We start from the raw sequence: 19790 nt of genomic DNA, 5'->3' as shown, positions 1-19790 counted from the left end.
GTAAATGCTATATATCTGAGAAATATCAAAGAGTAATATCTATTTCTTAGTTGAGATTTTTGATTCAAGAAAAAATTGAACTTATTTAAGCTATGATTACTAAATTATTGAGTTAAATTGGAGAAAATTTATCCATAATAAAATCAGAAAGATATTTAAGAGTGGACTTCAAAAAAAAATACTTGACAAAAATTATAAGTTTTGTTAAAAAAATGTTAAAAATTAACATACTTTAAGAGGATTTTAGATTGTGAAAGTAGCGATTGTTGGTTTTGGATTTAATGCAGAGAAAGCCCATGTACCAGTATATAGAGATCGTTCTGATATTCATCTCACAGCAGTAGTAGATCCAGTAACATCTAGGCGTGCAGCAGCGCTTCGACAATATGCAGATATCCGAGTTTATGAACAATTCAACGATTTATTAGAAGAATATTCTAGTGAAATAGACATAATAGATATTTGTTTACCTAATGCTTTTCATGTAGAAAGTATTAAACAAGCATTAGCAGCAGATAAGCACGTCTTATGTGAAAAACCATTAGTATTGAATAAAGCTGAATACTATGAATTAGTCAATATAGCAAACGAACGAAAACGTATTTTATATCCATGTCATAATTATAAATTTGCTCCTTCAATCGTTCACGCTGCCTACTTAATTAATTCAGGTGAAATAGGGATACCTTTATTTGCATCATTTAATATATTTGGTGTAGGTTTTCAACCAGGTGTACGGGGAAAAGATAAAGAACTATCTGGTGGTGGTATTATGATAGACCATGGTTTAGATGCAATTTCTGTTGCTCAAACTTTATTTGGTGGTTTCCCTCAACGTATATCTGCACATACTAGAAGTTTCAATGAAACAAATAGTCAACTTGAAGATGTAGCTGTTTTTTGCTTAGATTGGGAGAACAAATTAATCAATATTAGTGTCAGTTCTTTAGGGTCTATTCCAAAAGCTTATTACAGAATTCAGGGGACAGAAGGAGAAATTAGCATTGAAAATAATGATGTGTTTTTAAGTGTTAAAGATAAACCAGTTCAGCATATTTTTGTGCCTACATATTTTGACGATCCTGGTCATACTAATTGGTTTAATGGATTGATTGAGAATTTCCTAGATTGTGCTAATAATCCAAATACTGAACCATTCTCTTTGATGGAAGCTGGTTTAGTTCTAGAGATAGCTGAAAAAGCTAGTCATTCTAGTAATAATGGAGGTAGTTGGATGGGAATAGAATTTACTACTAAGTCATTACAAATGGTTGGTTAATTTATGACTAGGTATGGTTGATTAATTTATGACTAGGTTCTGAAACTAGGTCTAAAATTTAAGAAGGTGGTAGGTGGTAGGTTTTAGGTAGTAGATATTTTGCAATCTACAACTTATTACCTTCTAATTAACTTGGCAAAAAAAAATAGGTAAAAAGCTTCTTTTTGGTTATACTAAGGGCTGTAGTCCTACAAGAGGATGAAGATTAAAATATTTCTGATTTCAAGCTACTGAAAGATGGCGGTAGTTACTGTTAATACAGTTCCGACTCAGAAGGCTAATTTTTCACTTAAATGAAACCTTCAGAGCTTAGAGATGATCAAATTCCTAATTTTTTTTAGAACAAATTTATAAGCCTAGTTCTAGCCACTTTTTTAAATCTAGCATAAACAGAACTTACGCATGGACACTAAATCCAGTGAGGGCGAATGCCATTTGCGCTCCGCAAAGCTCCGAATTGCGCCCCTACATATGGCGTTTTCAAGGTCAAGCATGCGTAAGTCCTGATAAATATGATATGGCAATCCTAAATTATTCGTAATAATTTGACTATTCTCAAATCCGGTGTTCTATCAGGGTCTACAATATTTCACAACTTAAATAAGTTTCCTATATCGTTAGAGGTAAATTCGGTAGGACAAATTTTTGCTATTTATAACTTATATAGTTTTAGCTAAAAATTTATTGTTAATTAGTTGATATTGGTGCATTTTATAGTACTTAATTATGACTATTTATAGCAGAAAAAAGAAAGAAGAAGGAAGAAGGAAGAAGGCGATTAATTATCTAGGAGATAAGGAAAAATCTGGCCTTGTCTGAGTCTTAAGCTTTTGATATATCCGTGCCCTTTCCTTCGACTACTATATCAATTTAAATCAACTAAATATCAATCCTAAAATAATTTATTAGTTTTGCTATAAAAGAAAATATATTAATACCAAATTCATTTCTAAGTTGCATAGAATAATATATTAATCATAATTGAATGTAGATCTAGATAGACAAGTTAATAAATTTCATAATTCTGTGCCACCTCACATAAAATTTGTATAAGACAACGCTACCTACGACCTAACACCTAATTATGTGTAGCCTCATATAAAATTGGTATAAGAGTTTAGCAATAGGAAATTTTAAAGTCCAAACTATATAACTATGTTATCCAAAAAATTTCCGAAGTCTCACCGTTCACTTTTACTATTACTGAGTGAACGAATTATGGCATTACTAATTCTTGCTAATGTCATGTTAGTAATATTTGATATTACCTATATAAAAATCCGTCATTGGTACTTAAAAATAGATTTATACCTACAAACAATCACTGATACTCCTCAAAAAAAATATCTCCAAAAAGTAGATAATCTACAAGAGGAGTTAGAAAAGAATGGTTTAGAGTCACCAAAAGTAGAAAATTTATTAGACGATTTACGCATTAGTAGCTTTGAAATATTCATTAATCGTCCTCCATTTAAAGTCATTGATACTCATGGAAGTTTAGCAAAAATTAGGCAAATATTCACTACTCACACCAGAATAGAAAGTTTTTCACAAGCAGTACAGATGTTTTGGGATGAAAATTACTTAGAAACACAAGGTTGGCAAGGTCAGTTAGAATTTTTCAACCAAAAAATTCGTCCTTTAATATTATTGTATGAGCCAAAATTACAGTATGATTTAATTAAAGGAATAGAGCCATTCCGAGATTCACAAAATTATCTAATTGCAGTGAATGAACTAAAGATATTACTCGAAAAAAAAGGTCTAGAAGGAGAAGAAATAGAATCTTTACTACAAGAATTACGCAGTAGTAGTACGGAATTAATTGATAGAGATTATGATTTCCAGATAGTTAATCAGATTTTAGTTTTAACTCAAATAAAATACCGGATGAAGCAACATATTTATAGCCAGATTCCAGATAGTAATGTGAGTTTAACTCCTACTCTTCAAATTTTACATTCATTAAACCTGCTCCAATATTTAGCACCAGAAATTTTGTTGGCAGATAAATCATCAAAAATAGCGTTTAATACTTTCTGGAGTAGTCAATATCTAGAAAGATATCAATGGGAACAAGAGTTAGATTTTTTTTCAGAAAATATTCAATTTTTAATGCTCTCTTTTTACTTTCGTGATTTGGGTAAGGATGGGGAATTTGTAGATAGATTTTGGTTAGTAGATTTACCTTGGATGATTATATTTTGGATAGAGTTTATTGGGCGGACTTTACTAATTAGTAGTCGTTCTAATTTAAGTTTGTGGGGTACTGTTAAAAAGCGTTGGTATGATGTTTTTTTATTACAACCTTGGCTACCTTCACTGCGAATAATTACTGTATTTATTCGTTTACAGAAAGTTAAATTGCCAGACATGAAACAGTTCTACACAAATATTCGATTCAAACTTATTGGTAGTTTTGCTCAGGAAATAATTCAAGTTGTGGTAGGTGGGAGTATTAATCAGCTTCAGAATAATATTGGTAAAGGTTCTCTAAAAAAAGCTATATTTGAATCAAAAAATAAATCAGAGAAAGTTGATGTAGATAAAAATGACTATGGAAACATTCAGGAAATTATTAACAATATACTTGAAGTAACTGCTTGTAGAGTTCTTCCAGAAATTTCTCCAGATATTGAAGATTTTTTACGCTATCAAGTTGAAAAGTCTATGCAGCAGTTATCTATATATAGACGTTTACAAAAAATACCTTTTTTACGTCGTTTACCGGATAAAATTGCTAATAATTTAGTGATACAAATATCAAGTACAATTGCTACAAGTCCACAAAAAGTTTATCAAACACAACCAGATGCGGTAAGTATCAAACTTAGACAACAGTTAGTCAGACAGTTTACAACTAAGTTTCTATCAGAATTGCAAGAAAAACAAACTTTTGAAGAAATAGAAGTTTTAATGATTAATTGGCTTGAGGAAATTAAAAATAGTTACGTTAAACCATCAAATCAAACTAATTTACAACCTGCGGAAACAAATATTCCGAAAATTATACCTACAGAAGTAATTGAGTTAAAAGCTGGATATGAGAGTAAAAATGATGATTAATCGATCAGGATTTACTCATAACCAACATATATAGTTAACGGCCGTTACCCTATACAAATGGTGTATAATTTTACCTTTTGCGTAACTCCTGTTGATAAATTAGGGTAGGTTGAGTTAAGTAACGTTAGTGCAACTTATCCACAGGATAAACCCAACACTATAATCCCTAAAATTATGCCCAAAAAAACAAAAGTTATAATTAATAGAGAATTAAAATACAAAAGCTATGAATTAAATTTAGCTGGAGGTGTAAATAGTGGATCTTCTGAGAAAGATTGAATTAGGCGCGGGGTTAGTTACAATACTAACTGCATTTGTAGGTATACCTCTCTTTTTTGGTGGAATACGTGCAGATGTTAAAAACCTTAAAGAGCAAGTCAAAGACTTAAAACCTGAGAAAATAAGAGAAGAAAAGGATAAAGCTCTAAAAGATTTTGAGAAAGAAACAGAAAAAGTAATGGAGGAAGCTAAAGGGAAAATTGCCTCTCTGGGATCTATTGAAAATGTTAGAGTAATTGTTACAAAGTCTGATGCTGATAAATTTTGCTCATCTGTACCTGGAGCATTAGCTGCTCATGTACCACCTTCGTATCTTGGTAAGACTGGAAAAGAGATTTGTGCTGCTAATAATAGAGAACAGAAAAGTTGTTCTCAAGTGCCCTTTGTTTGGGTATCAAATAATAATAGGTACGACAACCGCATACATCATAATAAGGGTTGTAGTGAACCTGTGGAATATGCCTGGCCATGGGGCAAACCGTATTCAAATCCGAATACATATGGTGGTGAATGGCATCATGGAAGTACTTGGGTTGTGTGCTGTTCTAAGTAAAGGCATTTAGAGCAGAAGTAATACCAATTACCATAAATTTTGCGATATTTAGATTTTCTATTTCTAAATATTATTTGTTCGAGCAAATTCTTGATATTTGGTAACTTCAGTTATGAAGGAAAGTTATTTTTGCCAGAAATATTTAGGATAGGTGGTGCGTTACATTTCATTAGCGCACCCTACTGGACTATCAATTATCCATTATCAATTATCCATTATTAATCATGTCACTGGAATTGCTGAAACGACAATTTAATGTCAAAGAATACAATGAAATGCCTCAAGTTGGTATCCTCAAAGAAAATGAGCGCTTAGAGTTAATTCGAGGAGAAATTTTCCAAATGTCCCCAGTAGGTCGTCACCATTCCGCTTGTGTAAATCGTTTAACTCAACTATTTTCTCAAAAGTTAGGCGATCGCGTTTTAGTAAGCGTTCAAAACCCAGTTGAATTAGATGATTATTCCGAACCACAACCGGATATAGCTTTATTGGCACCGAAGGCAGATTTTTATGAATCTGGACATCCTAAGCCTGCGGACATATTCCTCATAGTGGAAGTTGCAGATACTACTATTAAATTAGACCGGGAAGTCAAAATTCCTCTCTATGGGGAAGATAATATTATTGAGGTTTGGTTGGTAGATATTAACGAACAATGTGTGGAGGTATATAGAAAACCTATTGCCAGTGGTTATGAACAAGTGCAAAAATTACAGCGGGGTCAAAGTTTATCTGTTCAAAGGTTTCCAAGTATTAATATTCAAGTGGATGAAATATTAGGATGAAATTTGGCTATTTCCTGATTTGATGGTGGCAAGCATAAAGATAGCAAATGGTTCTATATTTTATTGATTTGGGTTAAGCGAAAGCGCAACCCAAGCTACAGTTTTATAAATAATTATTTTCAAAATAATATTACTCCTTTGACACTTTTTCTGCTTCTACTATATTTAACGAATTAATATGACTATTCATTTGAGTTAAATATTTCTCCAGCAACAAATAATCTCTAGATTTAAGTAAAGGGTCATTTTTATTAGTAACAACTTCTTCTAAAGGCAAAACCCGAAAGTTTAATTTTCCATTTTTTCGATAACGATGTACCCATGTCGGTAAAGCTTCTACATCAGAAATTTCAATAGTTTCTTCTGGAAAACTTTTCTGAATATTAACCTGAAAAATTACTCCCAAATCAGTATATTTTCTAGTTTGATTGGAAATAAAGTTTCCCATAGAATAAATCGCAACAGCTTGACGAGTCTCTCCATTTTTTTCAGTAATTTTAAAAGTTTTATAAGGTTGAACTACATGAGGATGACTACCCAAAATAATATCAGCTCCTCCATTAACCAAACTTTCCACTAATTGTTTTTGTTTAGTATTAGGTAGACGTTGATATTCCGCACCAAAATGTAGAGAAACTGTAACAATATCTGCTCCTTTTTCTCTTGCTCTAGTAATATCTTGAATAATTTTTTGTTCGTCAATTAAATTTACCAGGTAATCTTTGCCTTTAGGAATAGGGATGCCATTAGTTCCGTAAGTGTAAGCTAAGAAAGCCATCAAAATCTCATTTTTTTCTACTATTAAAATCTGTTGAGATTCTGCTAAAGATGCTGCTGTACCTACTGGATAAAGGTCGCGATCGCGTAAATTTTCTAGAGTTTTCAACAGACCTTTTTCTCGTCTATCTAATGAATGATTATTAGCAGTAGTTAAAATATTAAAACCTGCCCATTTAATAGCATCAGCTAATGTTGCCGGAGCATTAAATAAAGGATATCCTGTATATCCAGATTCAGGTCCTGCTAATGTTGTTTCTAGATTACCAATTACCCAATCACCAGCAGATAAAATATCTTTTACTTCTGTGAAAAAAGCTTGATAAGAATAAGTTTTAGTTTGAGAATTATAACCAGATTTGATTTGCATACCGTGCATCATAATATCTCCAACTGCCATTAATTTTGCCTCGGTAATATAGGGAGTTGGTTCAGGCGATCTAGGTGACTCTACAGGTAAAGTTTCTGGTAGTTTTTCTGTTTTAGATTCGAGGGATATATTACAACTAGAAATAAATAGTATTCCACTCAGAAAAATAAACCTAATTAACTTCTTATGCTCAAAATTCCTGAATTTATCGATCCAAATAATCATTTTTAATTTACTCAAGTTATTGGAATTGTATGTAAGCATTCAGCAGTCAGCAGTCAGCTATCAGCTATTAACTGATTATCTTAGAAGTCGTCGCGGGGTAGCACCGCTTTGTCAAAGGGACATTTTCTGCAAAATATTTTTATTGCACTTATTATTCGTAACATTCTTTTTTCAAATTGGTATCACTAACTCCGAAGCTGCTTTCAACAATTAATAATTAATAATTACCGAATAATTAATAATTAATAATTAAATAATTCGCGCCTTGAAGCCTCCTCTTTTAAGAGAAAAAAAAGAAATAATATTTCCTTATATTCAATCCTCTCAGTTTTAACCAAAGGTAATTATCAATTATCCATTATCCATTAATGAACTATCCTTAAGTAAATAACTTTTTTTGATAACTATTAACCAGTTATTGTTAGTTATTCTTATTTTTACCGAATAATTAATAATTAATAATTAAATAATTCGCGCCTTGAAGCCTCCCCTTTTAAGGGGAAAAAAGCAGTCGAGGGATGGATGGGTTTCCTAACCATATCCAATCGACTAAGAGAAGAAATAATATTTCCTTATATTCAATTCCGTAACGGTTTTAACCAGAGTTAATTATCAATTATCCATTATCAATTATCAATTAATGAATTCTCCCCCACTCCCCTACTCCCTACTCCCTACAAAATAAAACCCATAGACTCTAATCCTTGCCTAATTCTTTTTGCTTCTGTAGGATTATATTTTTCATGTAAACTAATAGCCTTCCCAAATGCCTCTAAACTTTCTTGCACTTGACCAACTTTCAACAATACAACTCCCAAATTTTGATAAGCTTCTGCATAATTACTATCAAGCTGAATTGCCTTTTGATAAGAAGCGATCGCCTCGGTAAACCAACCCATTTCTTTAAATACCATTCCTCGGTTATAGTGAGCAACTGCAAAATTAGGGTCTATCTGTAAAGCAATTTCATAGTTAATTTTTGCATCCTGTAAATTTCCTTCTTCTTTCAACAAACTACCCAAATTATTGTATGCTCCCAACTTTAATTTCGGCATAACATTTAATTCTATTGCTATTTTATAATGACTCTTTGCCATTTCTATATCTTGTTGTTGTCGATAGGCAATAGCTAAGTGATAATGCAGCTCATACAAAATTGTTTTATCTATATCGGGGTCTTGTAAACCTCGAAATAGTAATTCCATTCCTTTCTGTTTTTCCCCAATTTCTATATACAAAGCACCTAATTTACTACAAACATAAACATCATTAGGATGATTACTAAAATAACTTTCCATCGCTGCTTTTGCTCTTTGCAGTTTATTTTTAGAAGTAATTTCTCCCTTTTGATAACCCTCATGTAAAACTGCTATATCTGGCAACGAAGCTATTTCCCAGTGAGATTCCTTCGCCAAAATCTCAGTAATACTATCATCAACGATGGCGTGATAAGGTCGAGAAAATTTTATTTCAGGATGATTTCTAAACAGACGAGAAACCAAAGAATATGGAGATTGTTGCGCCCCTATTTCCTCTCTAATTAAATTAATTAAAATGTAGCGATCGCTCTTTATTGCTTCCTGAATATGTGGAGCTATTTTTGGTGAGAGATATTCATCAGCATCTAATACTAAAACCCAATCACCAGTAACATATTTCAAAGATTCATTTCTTGCTGCTGCAAAATCATTACACCATTCAAAATAATGTACTTTTGCACCAAATTCTTGAGCTATTTCTGGCGTTCGGTCAGTTGAACCCGTATCCAAAACAACCATTTCATCAACCGTATCTTTCACACTTGCCAAACATCGAGGCAAGTTTTTTTCCTCATTTTTAACAATAATGCAAAAACTCAAATTCATATTTTAGCAATTAGCATTCAGCTATCAGCGATTAGCATTAAAATTATATCATTTCCGTTGGTATAAGTAGGGCTTGCGGATTAAATATCAAAGTATTGACTGATATTGGTTTGCTGCCTTTTTTTGCCTTTAAAAAGTGCAAGTTTTTCGGTCGCTCAAGCTCAAAAAGCTAGTATTTTGGGGCAATTATGGCAGAAAAATCACTCTTACAATTTTTCCGACTACCTCCTCTACAATTCCCATTTCTCCTGTCTCCTGTCCCCTGTCTCCTGTCTCCTACCCCTACTAAAAGACTTTTGAGCGCAAACCCTAAGTAATAGATAGGGAAAAAAACACCAATGAGAAACAGAATAAAAAAGCTACTTCTTCCCATTCCTTTTTATCTACTAGCAGATTCTAAAAGTCTCAAGTTTAGTCACAACAATAATTTAACTTCTGACTTCTGAATTATAACTTCAACTATAGCTTTTTCCTTTAATTTATAAAACTTACTAAAAAACCCCATTCTTACTCTACTTCTGAATGAGGTATGTTCAAAATATTTCTATTTCTAAGATAGCGATCGCTAATAAGTGGTCGTGCAAAATTAATTACACATCTATAACAAGCTAAATTATTTCCCTTCTCAAGAGCGCAAAGAATTAGAATAAGTAAATAATTTTGCTTAGGTACTTAATAGAATTTAATACTAATTATCTCTATGGTAGAATTACAGAATCGATAACATGAATCACACCATTAGTTGCAAGTACATCTGGAATAATTACATTAGCATCATCCACCTTTACACCTCTGTAGGAAACTTGAACATAGATATCATCACCTTCAACAGTTTTTACGTATCCAGATTCTAAGTCGCCAGATGTTACCTCACCAGGAACTACATGATAAGTGAGAATATCAATTAGTTTGTCTTTGTTTTCTGGCTGTAATAAATATTCTACTAATCCTGGAGGTAAAGCTGCAAATGCTTCATCAGTAGGTGCAAATACTGTAAATGGGCCACCATATTGTAGCACTTCTACTAAATCAGCAGCTTTTAGTGCCGCAGCTAAAGTATTGAATTCACCTGCTTCTACTGCCGTTGAGACAATATCTTGAGCATAAGCAATTAGTATGGGTTGATTAACTACTTGCTGATTAGCTACTGCGGGTAGACTATAAAAGGCACTAGCAAAGATTAGCGCTAAGGTAGTACAGATTAATCCTAAGATATTGATGGACTTTTTGAAGAAACTTAGAAGATTTTGGGTATTCATGTTTTCCCAATTCCATTAACTACGTTATTAACAATAGTACAAAAACTGAAACTTATCTTAAAAATATTTCAAATATAGAACTTTAACTTCTGAGTTCATTAAAAAACCCATTCATAAGCATAGTTAAGAATGGGGTAGATTTAGATATTTGCGATGCACGATATAACGCTAATTAATTATTCAGGTACAATTACAGTGTCAATTACATGAATTACACCATTACTCGCAGGTACATCTGCCTTAACTACATTAGCTTTTCCAACCTTTACACCTGAATTAGAAACATCAATGTTTACTTTACTACCTTCGACAGTCTTAACCATTCCAGATTCTAGATCGCCAGACATTACCTTGCCAGGAACTACATGATAAGTCAGAATTTTTACCAATTTATCTTTGTTTTCTGGTAACAATAACTTTTCTACTGTTCCTGCTGGTAAAGCTGCAAATGCTTTGTCAGTAGGAGCAAATACCGTAAAAGGGCCTTCTCCTTGAAGCACTTCTACCAAACCAGCAGCTTTTAGTGCCGCAGCTAAAGTATTGAATTGACCTGCTTCTGCTGCAGTTGCGACAATATCCTTAGAGTTAGAGTCAGCAATTTGTAAAGGTTGGTTAACTACTGACTGAGTGGAAGATTTTTGAGAGAAGTTAGCTACTGCGGGTAGACCGAAGAATGCGGTAGTACCAACTAATCCTAAAATAGCGATCGCTCTTTCCACTATATTGAAACTATTTTGATTATTCATACCGATCTACTTTTCCTGTTTGTTAAAAAGTGTAAACTTAGTTCTATTTATCTTAACAAAATTTTAATAAGTGTCAAGATAATTTACATAATCATACTCAACTTTTACTTTTCAGTTTTTAATTACTTCCGAGAGAATCCGGAGATACCTGATCGAATCCATAACTCAAAACTTCTATTATCGAGCCTTCTTGAGGAACATCAGCTCTAGTAATCGAAATTGTATCCTGATTGACAACTCTGACTGGGGTTCCTTCCATCACACTGAGAAATTCTTCGATAGGAGCAATATCACAAGTAGCTTCATCAGCAGCTTCGGTTTTGTAATGAGTGGGAATCACAATTCTGGGTTTTAGGACTTCCAATGTCTGTTTTGCTTCTAAAGGGGTATATGCTTTTGGCCCTCCCCCTACAGGGATGAATAGCAAATCTGGACGACCAATTAAAATACGTTCTTCTATTCCAATGGGACTTGCTAGTCCCCCTAAATGTAAAATCTTGATTCCTGCTTGCTGCCATAACCAAGCCACATTGGTCCCGAACCGACGTCCACCTTCTCTATCTTTAGTAGTGCGAATTCCTTGAATTTGTCTATTATCAACCTGATAAACTCCAGGTTCATATAACAACATTGGTGGGGGATTACTTGTAAAGTTTTCTACTACTCCCTCATCTAATAATCTACTACTAATTAAAATTAAATCTGTATCTACTGTAGGGTTGCGATATCCTGCTGTACAACCTATTGGACGAAAAGGATTTACTAATACTTTAGTTGCTGCATCTTCAAATAAAAAGCAAGTATGTCCTAACCATTTAATTGTTAAAGATTCTCCTGTTTGTGCCTGAGAATGGTGAAATTTAGATGTTAAACCTGTTCCAATTAAGGCTAATAAACTTGCTTGTGTATAACGTATAAATTTTCGTCTTTTCATTTTAATTTGTTTGAACTATAAGTTTCACGCTTTTTTAATATAAAATAATTTGTAAAATAAACTGTAGGGGTTTGATTTCCAAATCCCATCTTCGCTTAAGTTTGGAGACCAAACCCTGTTAGATAAAATATTACAAAATAAGTGCGGGTTGCTATATTTTCTCTTTCTAATACTATAGAACCCATTTGGTATCTATGACTTTGTTACTTTTAGGGTCTAGTTACCGATTTATTAGCCGACGATTTTCTAGCCCTTCTACTTTAGATAAAGGAGCTTTTCGCAACTGTTTGTCCAAACAACTGAATACCCAAATAAAAATAAAATATTAATTTGGAGGAATAGTTTTTCGAGCTTCTTTTATTTCAAAACAAAAAATTGCCGAGGTAAACTACCTCCGCATTTAGCTTTACGGCTCTTGTTCGTTAATGTAAGGTTTTTTCTAGCAGCCTGAGAAGAGTTGATGTGCTATGAAGCTAAACTAACAGTAAAGATCAACAAAATGCCTATTAAGTAAAAAACTTGAGTATATCAATTCTATACTCATAAAAATTTATTCTTGCAAAATACTTGACTTTTTTTCTAAATAGATATAATATATAGTATTAGTGCTATTTTTTTTTATTGTACATAATTTCAGGCACTCTAAAGAGTTTAGCGACTGAGCGAGTGCCTGGATACTATTGTATGAGAGCTTAAAAAGCTCATGTTTTTTCTCTGAAGACAGCATTTATGCCAAATACTATGAGAAGTATTTTAGGAAATGTGCCTAAATATGAAACGGTAAGTACAAGCGACTATAGTATTAGTAAAGCAAAACTAACCAATACATATATCCGATATACATAAGTTAGATTTGGACATCATATCCGATATGAATAAGTGAGATTTTGATGTCTACCTTACTTATTAAATCCTAGTTTATCTACTTTTCTAGTATTTGTCAAGCTCTTCAGGAAAAAATGCAAGTGCAATAAAACTTCACACTCATAATAGAGGTAGATAAAATGAAAAATCAAAAAATCAAAATCTCTTCCATTGCCCTAGATATGTTTCAGCTAGCAGCAGCACTCCTAACGTTATCTGCAAACCCTCAGTTTTTAGTCTTTCTGGTTGGGTCGATGGCTGTACTTTGCATAGCCTACAAGTATAAGATTTTTAAGTAGATAAAGGGTTTATATAGGGTACGTTGGTATCCTGTATTACTCAGTGCAATCGGTAGGCTTCTGAAAGTAGGCAGTATTATTGTTGCCTACTTATTTTATTACTCAAACAATGATAATTGTTTAGGTTGTTTTTGATACCAATCAGCACGTTTATTATATTTATCATGTAACATATTTTCCTGGTTTTATCTCGAAATAAAATTCAATCTCCTACTGGAGATAACTAATAACTGATAACTGAAATGACCCTCATGGCGTAGCTATTCCGGGAACTTCTCGACAGGAACCGGGAATAAAATGGAATATTGCTGCTGAGAAATGGTATGAGCAATATCCTGATTTTATGAAAGTCTATGAAGCTGGTGGGTTGTTGTGGGGAATATCAACAAAGTATGGTTTATTATAGTAATTAAGTATTAAATTGGGATAATTCTGACTTTTAACAGGGTAAGTTAAAAAAAATGCACTTCATTTGGTGCATCTATATCGGAGATACTTAAAAATATCTTCTCCAATTCATTTTAGATAGTTATATCTATAAATAGATTTACCTTTTTTTTATTCAATATTTCTTTTTTCTTCCTTCTTCCTTCTTCCTTCTTCCTTCTTCCTTACTTCTACCAACAGTTAAAAACCCTTATTCAAATTTCTACAACCCTGCCAAAAAATTTCTCATTAACAACTTTCCAGAATTAGTTAAAATACTTTCCGGATGAAATTGTACCCCCTGAATATGAGGATAATTTCTATGTCTAACACCCATAATAGTTCCATCCTCAACCCATCCCGTAATTTCTAATACTTCAGGAAAACTTTCCTTCTCTATAACTAAACTATGATATCTCGTAGCAATTATAGGATTATCTAACCCTGCAAAAATTCCTACTCCGTGATGATAAATTTCAGAAGTTTTACCGTGCATTAATTCTGGGGCAGCAACAATTTTCCCTCCAAATACTTGACCAATACTTTGATGACCGAGACACACTCCCAATATAGGTAAACTTGCTCCTAATTCTTTAATTAATACTTGAGAAATTCCGGCATCTTCAGGGCGACCAGGACCTGGAGAAATAACCACTCCATCAGGTTTCAACTCATTAATTTCTGCCAAAGAAATTTTATCATTACGGAAAACTTTAACATTAGCTGCAACTGCTAATTCTGCACCCAATTCACCTAAATATTGTACTAAGTTGTAGGTAAAACTATCGTAATTATCTATAACTATAATCAAAGTGTTTTACTCCTTCATTTCCTAGATATATTGAATCTCTTGATCGACAAGCGATCGCTAATTTTTATGATTAGTTATTTTGACAAATATTTTCTCAAATGTAAGATTCAGAAGACTAAAGTTTTACTACTAAGCTCAAGATAAAAATAGCAACTAAAGCACAAAAAACAAATCTACTATTATTACAATTCTAGCTTCATTGCATTGATGTAAGAAGTATTTATTAACCCACCAAATTCCAAAATACTTTGATTATAGCTAGAGGTCTACTTGAGTAAAAATAATTTTTACTGTGAAAAGTCAGATACTTTGATAATGGCAAAAAATTATATAGTAATTTCATTTGTAGTTGCGTAAAAAACCTGGTCGCTTTTAGGGTAAGAATTCAGGCAACATGTCATTTCAGTTATCAGTTTTAGTACCTCTGCAATAAGGAGGCTAGAAATAAGAAATAGTCTCTTTATTTTATCCCTTTAAAAAAGGAGGCTTTAGACCACAATTTTTCGGTAACAGAGAAGAAGATTTGCCGGAATTTTTACTGTTAGTCAATAACCAACTATTGTTTGAAATTTCATTAAAGATCAACTTAAAATCTCAAACCTTGCACCTAATTTCATCAATCAAAGTTATAATATCTAGTGCAGGATAGCGGAAATAACTGGTTACAAAATCATAAAACAATTACAAATCAATACTTTTGCCTTTTAACTTTTAACTTTTAACTTCCGCGTAGCGGCACTAACTACTAAAAGTACCAATAACTAGACTTAATAATGGAGGTAAAATCAGATAACTTGCAATAAGTAACGCTACAAGAGCTGAAATTAAAACAGCACCCGCAGCACAATCTTTAGCAATTTTAGCTAATTCATGGTAACTTTTTTTAACTGTTAAATCCACCACAGATTCAATAGCAGTATTCAGTAATTCCATAGCCATAACCAATCCAATAGTTAACACAATAACTGCTGTTTCTATTGGTTTTAACTCTAATAAAATACTCAAACTAACAGCAACAATACCGATGAAAGTATGAATCCGAAAATTACGCTGAGTCTGGAAAGCATAAGACAATCCTGCCCAAGCATATTTGAAGCTAATTAAAAGACTATTTGCTACTTGCCAAGATAATTCTCTATTAGGTTTAACTGTACTTTTAGAACCCTTTATTTTCGGAGCAGAAGAATTTTTCGATTTGTGTATAAAAGTGGCTTCATTGTAAGATATTGATGACTCATTAAGTTTCATAATTTATCTACCTCAGTTCAATTTAATAAATAAGGCCCAGATAATCAAAGACTTACTCGATTAATAGTCTATCTAAAAAGTTCAAAATTTACCCTTAGTCTTGTCAATTTTCTAAAGTGATTTGTTTCTCAATAGTAATTCCAACGGCATGAAGCAAAAATAATTGCTGTTTGAGCATTTGTTGCCAACTCTTTTCGTCAAGATGATCCCATCCAAGTAGGTGTAGAAAACCATGGGCGGCTAGCCAAACTAATTCAGTTGTTAATGAATGTTCCAGTTGTCTAGCTTGCCGAATGGCCGTCTCAACGGAAATTACTATATCACCCAGATATAGTTGTAAATCAGAATCTAGTACTTTTGGCTGAGGAACATTTACTTCCAGAGCAGCAAAAGCTAAAACATCTGTTGGTTGATTCCGGTCGCGATACTGATGATTAAGGATTTGGATTTCGCCATCCCCGGTCAGACGTAGAGTAAGTTCGTAGTTTTCAGCAAGTGGAATATTTGGTTGTAGAATTTCTAGCCATTTTTGAAACCAATATGCCCAATTTTCAGAAGATATGGGATAAAATTTTTCCTTATCAGAATAATTGGGTCTAAAACCCTGCTTTGATTGGCTAAATGTTTTTGGAGACTTGCTCAAATCCCCCTTACAAAAACAACTTCTGACTTCTGACTTCTGACTTCTGACTTCGTCAACATTCTGGACTTTTAATTTTTCTACTTCTGACACAGAGGATGACCAGAAATAATCCTGAACACTTACTTCCAGATACAACCTTAAATTCTCCTTTCCGCTCAAAAATGTGATTTTAATTATCGCGTTAGATAGGCAAGGCCAACCAATATACCTACAAGTCCAATGGTTGTCAGGGCAAAATGTTTGAGTGATTTACTTCCCTTCCTCACCATATTTCTCATGGCCAGTTTGACATAACTGGGTTTTGGTTCAGTTGTGGAAGCATTTGTTTCTATCTGTGTCTGTGTTTGTCTGGAGTCTTGAGTTGATGAAGATAAATTACTCATAAAAATCAATATATTTACAGTTTTCTAGTGGTTGTTATTTGTCTCGAGCTGAGTTTTAAATTGATGATAAAGTCGATACTACTATAACAATAATATTAACTCTTGTGTCTATACATCGACTCTTGATTATTTTTTCATCAAATTTTTTGCCTTATAGCTTAAATATAAATATATTGATGAAAAAGTTACTCTTGATCATAATTGACAAATTGATCGAGGAAAAATTTAGATATTTTTCAGGAACAGTGAATAAAGGACATATATATGAAATAGTTCTGCTGTGAATAATACAGCAGATTCGGTCGTATATGAGATACAAATATTAACGTTAAGATGTTGATTGTTATAATATATACAATTAAGTAATGATCGACTAAAAGTTATGGCTGACAAATGCAATCTTAGTAATGGCCAGCAAGTTTATATTGAACATCAGGTAATGCAAACTGTGGTTACTCTTTCCAGTGGTAGTCCTGGTCAACAACAACAGGCAAGTACAGGGTTTCAAACAAGTAAATGGACTGTAGTACCCACTTTGTTTAAAACTGCTACTGGAGTAATTTTGCGGATAGAGTCGGAACAGGGACAATCTTTTGTTCAGTTGCAGGCAGGTGGAATAAGTACTATCGGTGGGACGCCTACTTTGAGTGATGCCGAAGTTTTATCGCTTCAACAAGTAGAGGCAACACCTAGCAAAAGTATGCCATCGATGGAACCAATGAAACCAATGGAACCGATGAAAATGGGCGATATGGAAATGAAGATGAACCCAATGCAGATGCGGATTGGTAATATGTCGATGGAAATGGGGTCAAGTTCCTCTGCAAGTTCTGGGAAGGGTTTTTGTTCTCAATGTGGTGCTCCTGTACAAACAAGCGATCGCTTTTGCTCTAGTTGTGGTTATCAGTTGTAATTGTAGTCTTGAAATTTTAATTTTATTTAGGTGTGTAGTTGCGTTAAACGCGCCTACAAATAAAGACTTTTTTTATAAATAATTATCTGAATATTATATTACCTATATTATATTCAGTAGGATCTATCATTGCTGTAAAGAATAGACAATTTTGATAATAATTGTTTTGGTCAAAACTTATTTATCTAATTGAGCAATAAAATCATATCAAATCCGGTTAAACAGCCATAGAATGGTTAAGTTAGGAGGAGTCAGGAGTCAGGAGTCAGGAGTCAGGAGGAGAAAGAATTACAAAGATAAACGTAGTTATGGCGATTGAAGATTTTTTTTATGTCCAATTAAACGGATTTGATATCAATCATTAATTATTGCTTTTTTTCTTACTTATTCCTTTTCTAAAGCACTTGTAATATTCTTTTTTTATCAAATTATATATAGTTAAAAATAATCAGGAAAATGCACAATGAAAATTGATATTGATATAATGACTCGCTATTTACATAGAATGCGAAATCAACCAGGGTGGGCTTCTCTAAACGAAGTTGCGACATCTATGAATATGGATAGAGCTACATCTAGACGCTATACGAAAACAGCAGAAGAATGGGAATTAATTGAGCGTCAACATTTAGAAAATCAGCCTACTCAAATTCAAGCAACTAAGAAATTAATAGAATTAGAGTCTGGAGAAGTCCGAAAAATTGTACAGGCAAATTGTCAAGATTTTTAGTTTTATAGCAGAGGGAATAAGTAAGAAGGAATAAGTAAGAAGAAAGAGGGAAGTGTGGGAATAAACTCGGCAAACTATAAATAAATTGGTTAATGCTATTGTAGAAAAAACTGGAGAGTTTGAATGTCTAACTCCTGAAGCTTTTATTAATAAATATATTGAATATCATGTTCTGTAGAACATTTATAATCAGGCTCGTAGTTGGATTTTAGTCCTAATACAAATATTGTCAGGACTAGAGCAATACTACAAACCATATAATTTATTATTAAGTAATGATCCGATGAAGCTTTTATTAATAAATATATTGAATATCATGTTCTGTAGAACAGTTATAATCAGGTTCGTAGTTGGACTTTAGTCCTAATAAAAATATTGTCAGGACTAGAGCAATACTACAAACAAAAACTTGATAATATTAGTTACTTCCATACAATTTTTCTTTACCACCTAACGAATATTGCCAAATTACAACTACTGCCCAATGAATAATTACCATAACCCACAAACAACCAGTTAATTGATAAGCTACTGTACATACTAATCCTAAAATTCCTGTTAATGTCAAAAAAATCGGTTTCATAAAAGTTGGGTTTCCTTGGGGATGGAAAGTTAGAGCATTTATTGGATGATAAATAATAAATAAAAATAAACTTAATGTTGCCCAAAAACACCACATAATAGTTGAAATTTTCTCGGTGGGATGAGGCAATAACAAAACTCTAAATATTGACTCTTCTATTAGAGATGGCATAAAAAAGATTGCTAATAACCCCTGAAATAATTGTTTGAGATTACGAAAGCTTTGACTAACTCGTAAAAATCTAGAATTAAAGCCTAACGGTAAGGCGATCGCTCCATAAATTAACAATGTTATTCCTACCACTAACCAATCTTGAGTATTCATGGGTCGAGAAGCAAATATTAGACGCTCAATTAAGGTGGAAATCATAGGAAGTTGCCCTGAAGTTTATGGAAATATTGCTGTTATATTAGGTGAGTATAAGTACTATGACTAATTCTAACAGAAAGCATAAGTACCAAAATAACTAACGAGGTTTTTTCAATTTAGATGAAGAATGCCAAGCTTGATAAAATTCTGGGTAGGGGAGAGTTTGGGCACATTTCCAGATTATTTTGTAGCAATTATCGAAGAGATTGTTGTTAATTAGGTCGTCTATAACTAAAAAGTAATCTTTTAAAGATGTAACGACTTTTTTGATCTCCTTTTCCGTGCCAATTTTCCCTAAGCTTGCTGCTGCTAACCAGCGAGTAGAATTATCAGCATTAGACCCCAACAAATCCACCAAAGCATCAATGGCTTTCTGATTGCCC

Annotated in this window: 18 protein-coding genes; 6 read left to right on the top strand and 12 right to left on the bottom strand. The window is 32.9% G+C overall.

All coding sequences use genetic code 11. From position 1 onward, the window contains the following. Positions 1–250 precede the first annotated feature (250 nt). The 4 genes from D5R40_RS13000 (at position 251) to D5R40_RS12985 (ending at position 5962) form a co-directional block, all read left to right on the top strand. The gene (locus tag D5R40_RS13000) at positions 251–1279 is read left to right on the top strand and encodes a Gfo/Idh/MocA family protein (protein WP_124145341.1); all 1029 of its coding nucleotides are present in this window, start codon (positions 251–253) and stop codon (positions 1277–1279) included. Between the two features lie 1155 nt (positions 1280–2434). Then, the gene (locus D5R40_RS12995; RefSeq protein WP_124154740.1) at positions 2435–4345 is read left to right on the top strand and encodes a hypothetical protein; all 1911 of its coding nucleotides are present in this window, start codon (positions 2435–2437) and stop codon (positions 4343–4345) included. A 256-nt stretch (positions 4346–4601) separates the two neighbouring features. Then, on the top strand, positions 4602–5177 hold the full coding sequence (locus D5R40_RS12990) for a hypothetical protein (protein WP_124145343.1): 576 nt from the start codon (positions 4602–4604) through the stop codon (positions 5175–5177). Between the two features lie 224 nt (positions 5178–5401). Then, positions 5402–5962: a Uma2 family endonuclease gene (locus tag D5R40_RS12985; RefSeq protein WP_124145344.1), complete on the top strand. Its 561-nt coding sequence runs from the start codon at positions 5402–5404 to the stop codon at positions 5960–5962. 130 nt (positions 5963–6092) lie between these two features. Here D5R40_RS12985 and D5R40_RS12980 read toward each other — a convergent pair whose 3' ends face one another. The 10 genes from D5R40_RS12980 to D5R40_RS12935 all read right to left on the bottom strand — a co-directional run bounded on the left by D5R40_RS12980 (position 6093) and on the right by D5R40_RS12935 (position 16812). Then, the gene (locus D5R40_RS12980; protein WP_124145345.1) at positions 6093–7334 is read right to left on the bottom strand and encodes a CapA family protein; all 1242 of its coding nucleotides are present in this window, start codon (positions 7332–7334) and stop codon (positions 6093–6095) included. Positions 7335–8008: 674 nt separating this feature from the next. After that, positions 8009–9199 (bottom strand): glycosyltransferase, encoded by a 1191-nt coding sequence (locus D5R40_RS12975; RefSeq protein ID WP_124145346.1) that lies wholly within the window; start codon positions 9197–9199, stop codon positions 8009–8011. A 169-nt stretch (positions 9200–9368) separates the two neighbouring features. Next, positions 9369–9572, bottom strand: coding sequence for a hypothetical protein (locus D5R40_RS35175; protein WP_124145347.1), 204 nt, complete (start codon positions 9570–9572; stop codon positions 9369–9371). A gap of 325 nt (positions 9573–9897) precedes the next feature. Continuing rightward, positions 9898–10458 carry a fasciclin domain-containing protein gene (locus tag D5R40_RS12965; RefSeq protein WP_124145348.1) on the bottom strand — a complete coding sequence of 187 codons (561 nt, stop codon included), beginning with the start codon at positions 10456–10458 and terminating at the stop codon, positions 9898–9900. Between the two features lie 176 nt (positions 10459–10634). After that, a complete protein-coding gene (locus D5R40_RS12960; protein WP_124145349.1) occupies positions 10635–11204 on the bottom strand; it encodes a fasciclin domain-containing protein in 570 nt (189 codons plus the stop codon). Between the two features lie 118 nt (positions 11205–11322). After that, entirely contained in the window at positions 11323–12138 is an 816-nt protein-coding gene (locus D5R40_RS12955; protein ID WP_124145350.1) for an MBL fold metallo-hydrolase, read from the bottom strand. Between the two features lie 1812 nt (positions 12139–13950). After that, complete coding sequence (locus D5R40_RS12950) at positions 13951–14538, bottom strand: anthranilate synthase component II (protein ID WP_124154739.1); 588 nt, start codon at positions 14536–14538, stop codon at positions 13951–13953. Between the two features lie 738 nt (positions 14539–15276). Then, a complete protein-coding gene (locus tag D5R40_RS12945) occupies positions 15277–15786 on the bottom strand; it encodes a diacylglycerol kinase family protein (RefSeq protein ID WP_124154738.1) in 510 nt (169 codons plus the stop codon). A gap of 103 nt (positions 15787–15889) precedes the next feature. Next, positions 15890–16564, bottom strand: coding sequence for an rRNA maturation RNase YbeY (gene ybeY, locus D5R40_RS12940; RefSeq protein ID WP_240038980.1), 675 nt, complete (start codon positions 16562–16564; stop codon positions 15890–15892). Between the two features lie 38 nt (positions 16565–16602). After that, positions 16603–16812, bottom strand: a complete 210-nt coding sequence (locus D5R40_RS12935) for a DUF3285 domain-containing protein (RefSeq protein WP_124145358.1) — start codon at positions 16810–16812, stop codon at positions 16603–16605. A 382-nt stretch (positions 16813–17194) separates the two neighbouring features. On the opposite strand from D5R40_RS12935, the gene D5R40_RS12930 reads away from it, so the two are divergent. Together D5R40_RS12930 and D5R40_RS12925 are read left to right on the top strand one after the other, a co-directional pair. Continuing rightward, positions 17195–17725, top strand: coding sequence for a zinc ribbon domain-containing protein (locus tag D5R40_RS12930; RefSeq protein WP_124145359.1), 531 nt, complete (start codon positions 17195–17197; stop codon positions 17723–17725). A 463-nt stretch (positions 17726–18188) separates the two neighbouring features. Continuing rightward, the gene (locus tag D5R40_RS12925; RefSeq protein WP_124145360.1) at positions 18189–18455 is read left to right on the top strand and encodes a transcriptional regulator; all 267 of its coding nucleotides are present in this window, start codon (positions 18189–18191) and stop codon (positions 18453–18455) included. A gap of 418 nt (positions 18456–18873) precedes the next feature. On the opposite strand, the gene D5R40_RS12920 is transcribed toward D5R40_RS12925, so the two are convergent. Beyond that, positions 18874–19407, bottom strand: coding sequence for a CPBP family glutamic-type intramembrane protease (locus tag D5R40_RS12920; protein WP_124154737.1), 534 nt, complete (start codon positions 19405–19407; stop codon positions 18874–18876). Positions 19408–19504: 97 nt separating this feature from the next. Further along, positions 19505–19790 (bottom strand): HEAT repeat domain-containing protein (locus tag D5R40_RS35170; protein WP_161564989.1); only part of this gene is annotated, 286 nt, incomplete at its 5' end.

This window comes from Okeania hirsuta (assembly GCF_003838195.1).
Lineage (GTDB): Bacteria > Cyanobacteriota > Cyanobacteriia > Cyanobacteriales > Microcoleaceae > Okeania > Okeania hirsuta.
Note: the sequence above shows the minus strand (reverse complement) of the source record. Positions and strands in the feature narration are given on the sequence as shown.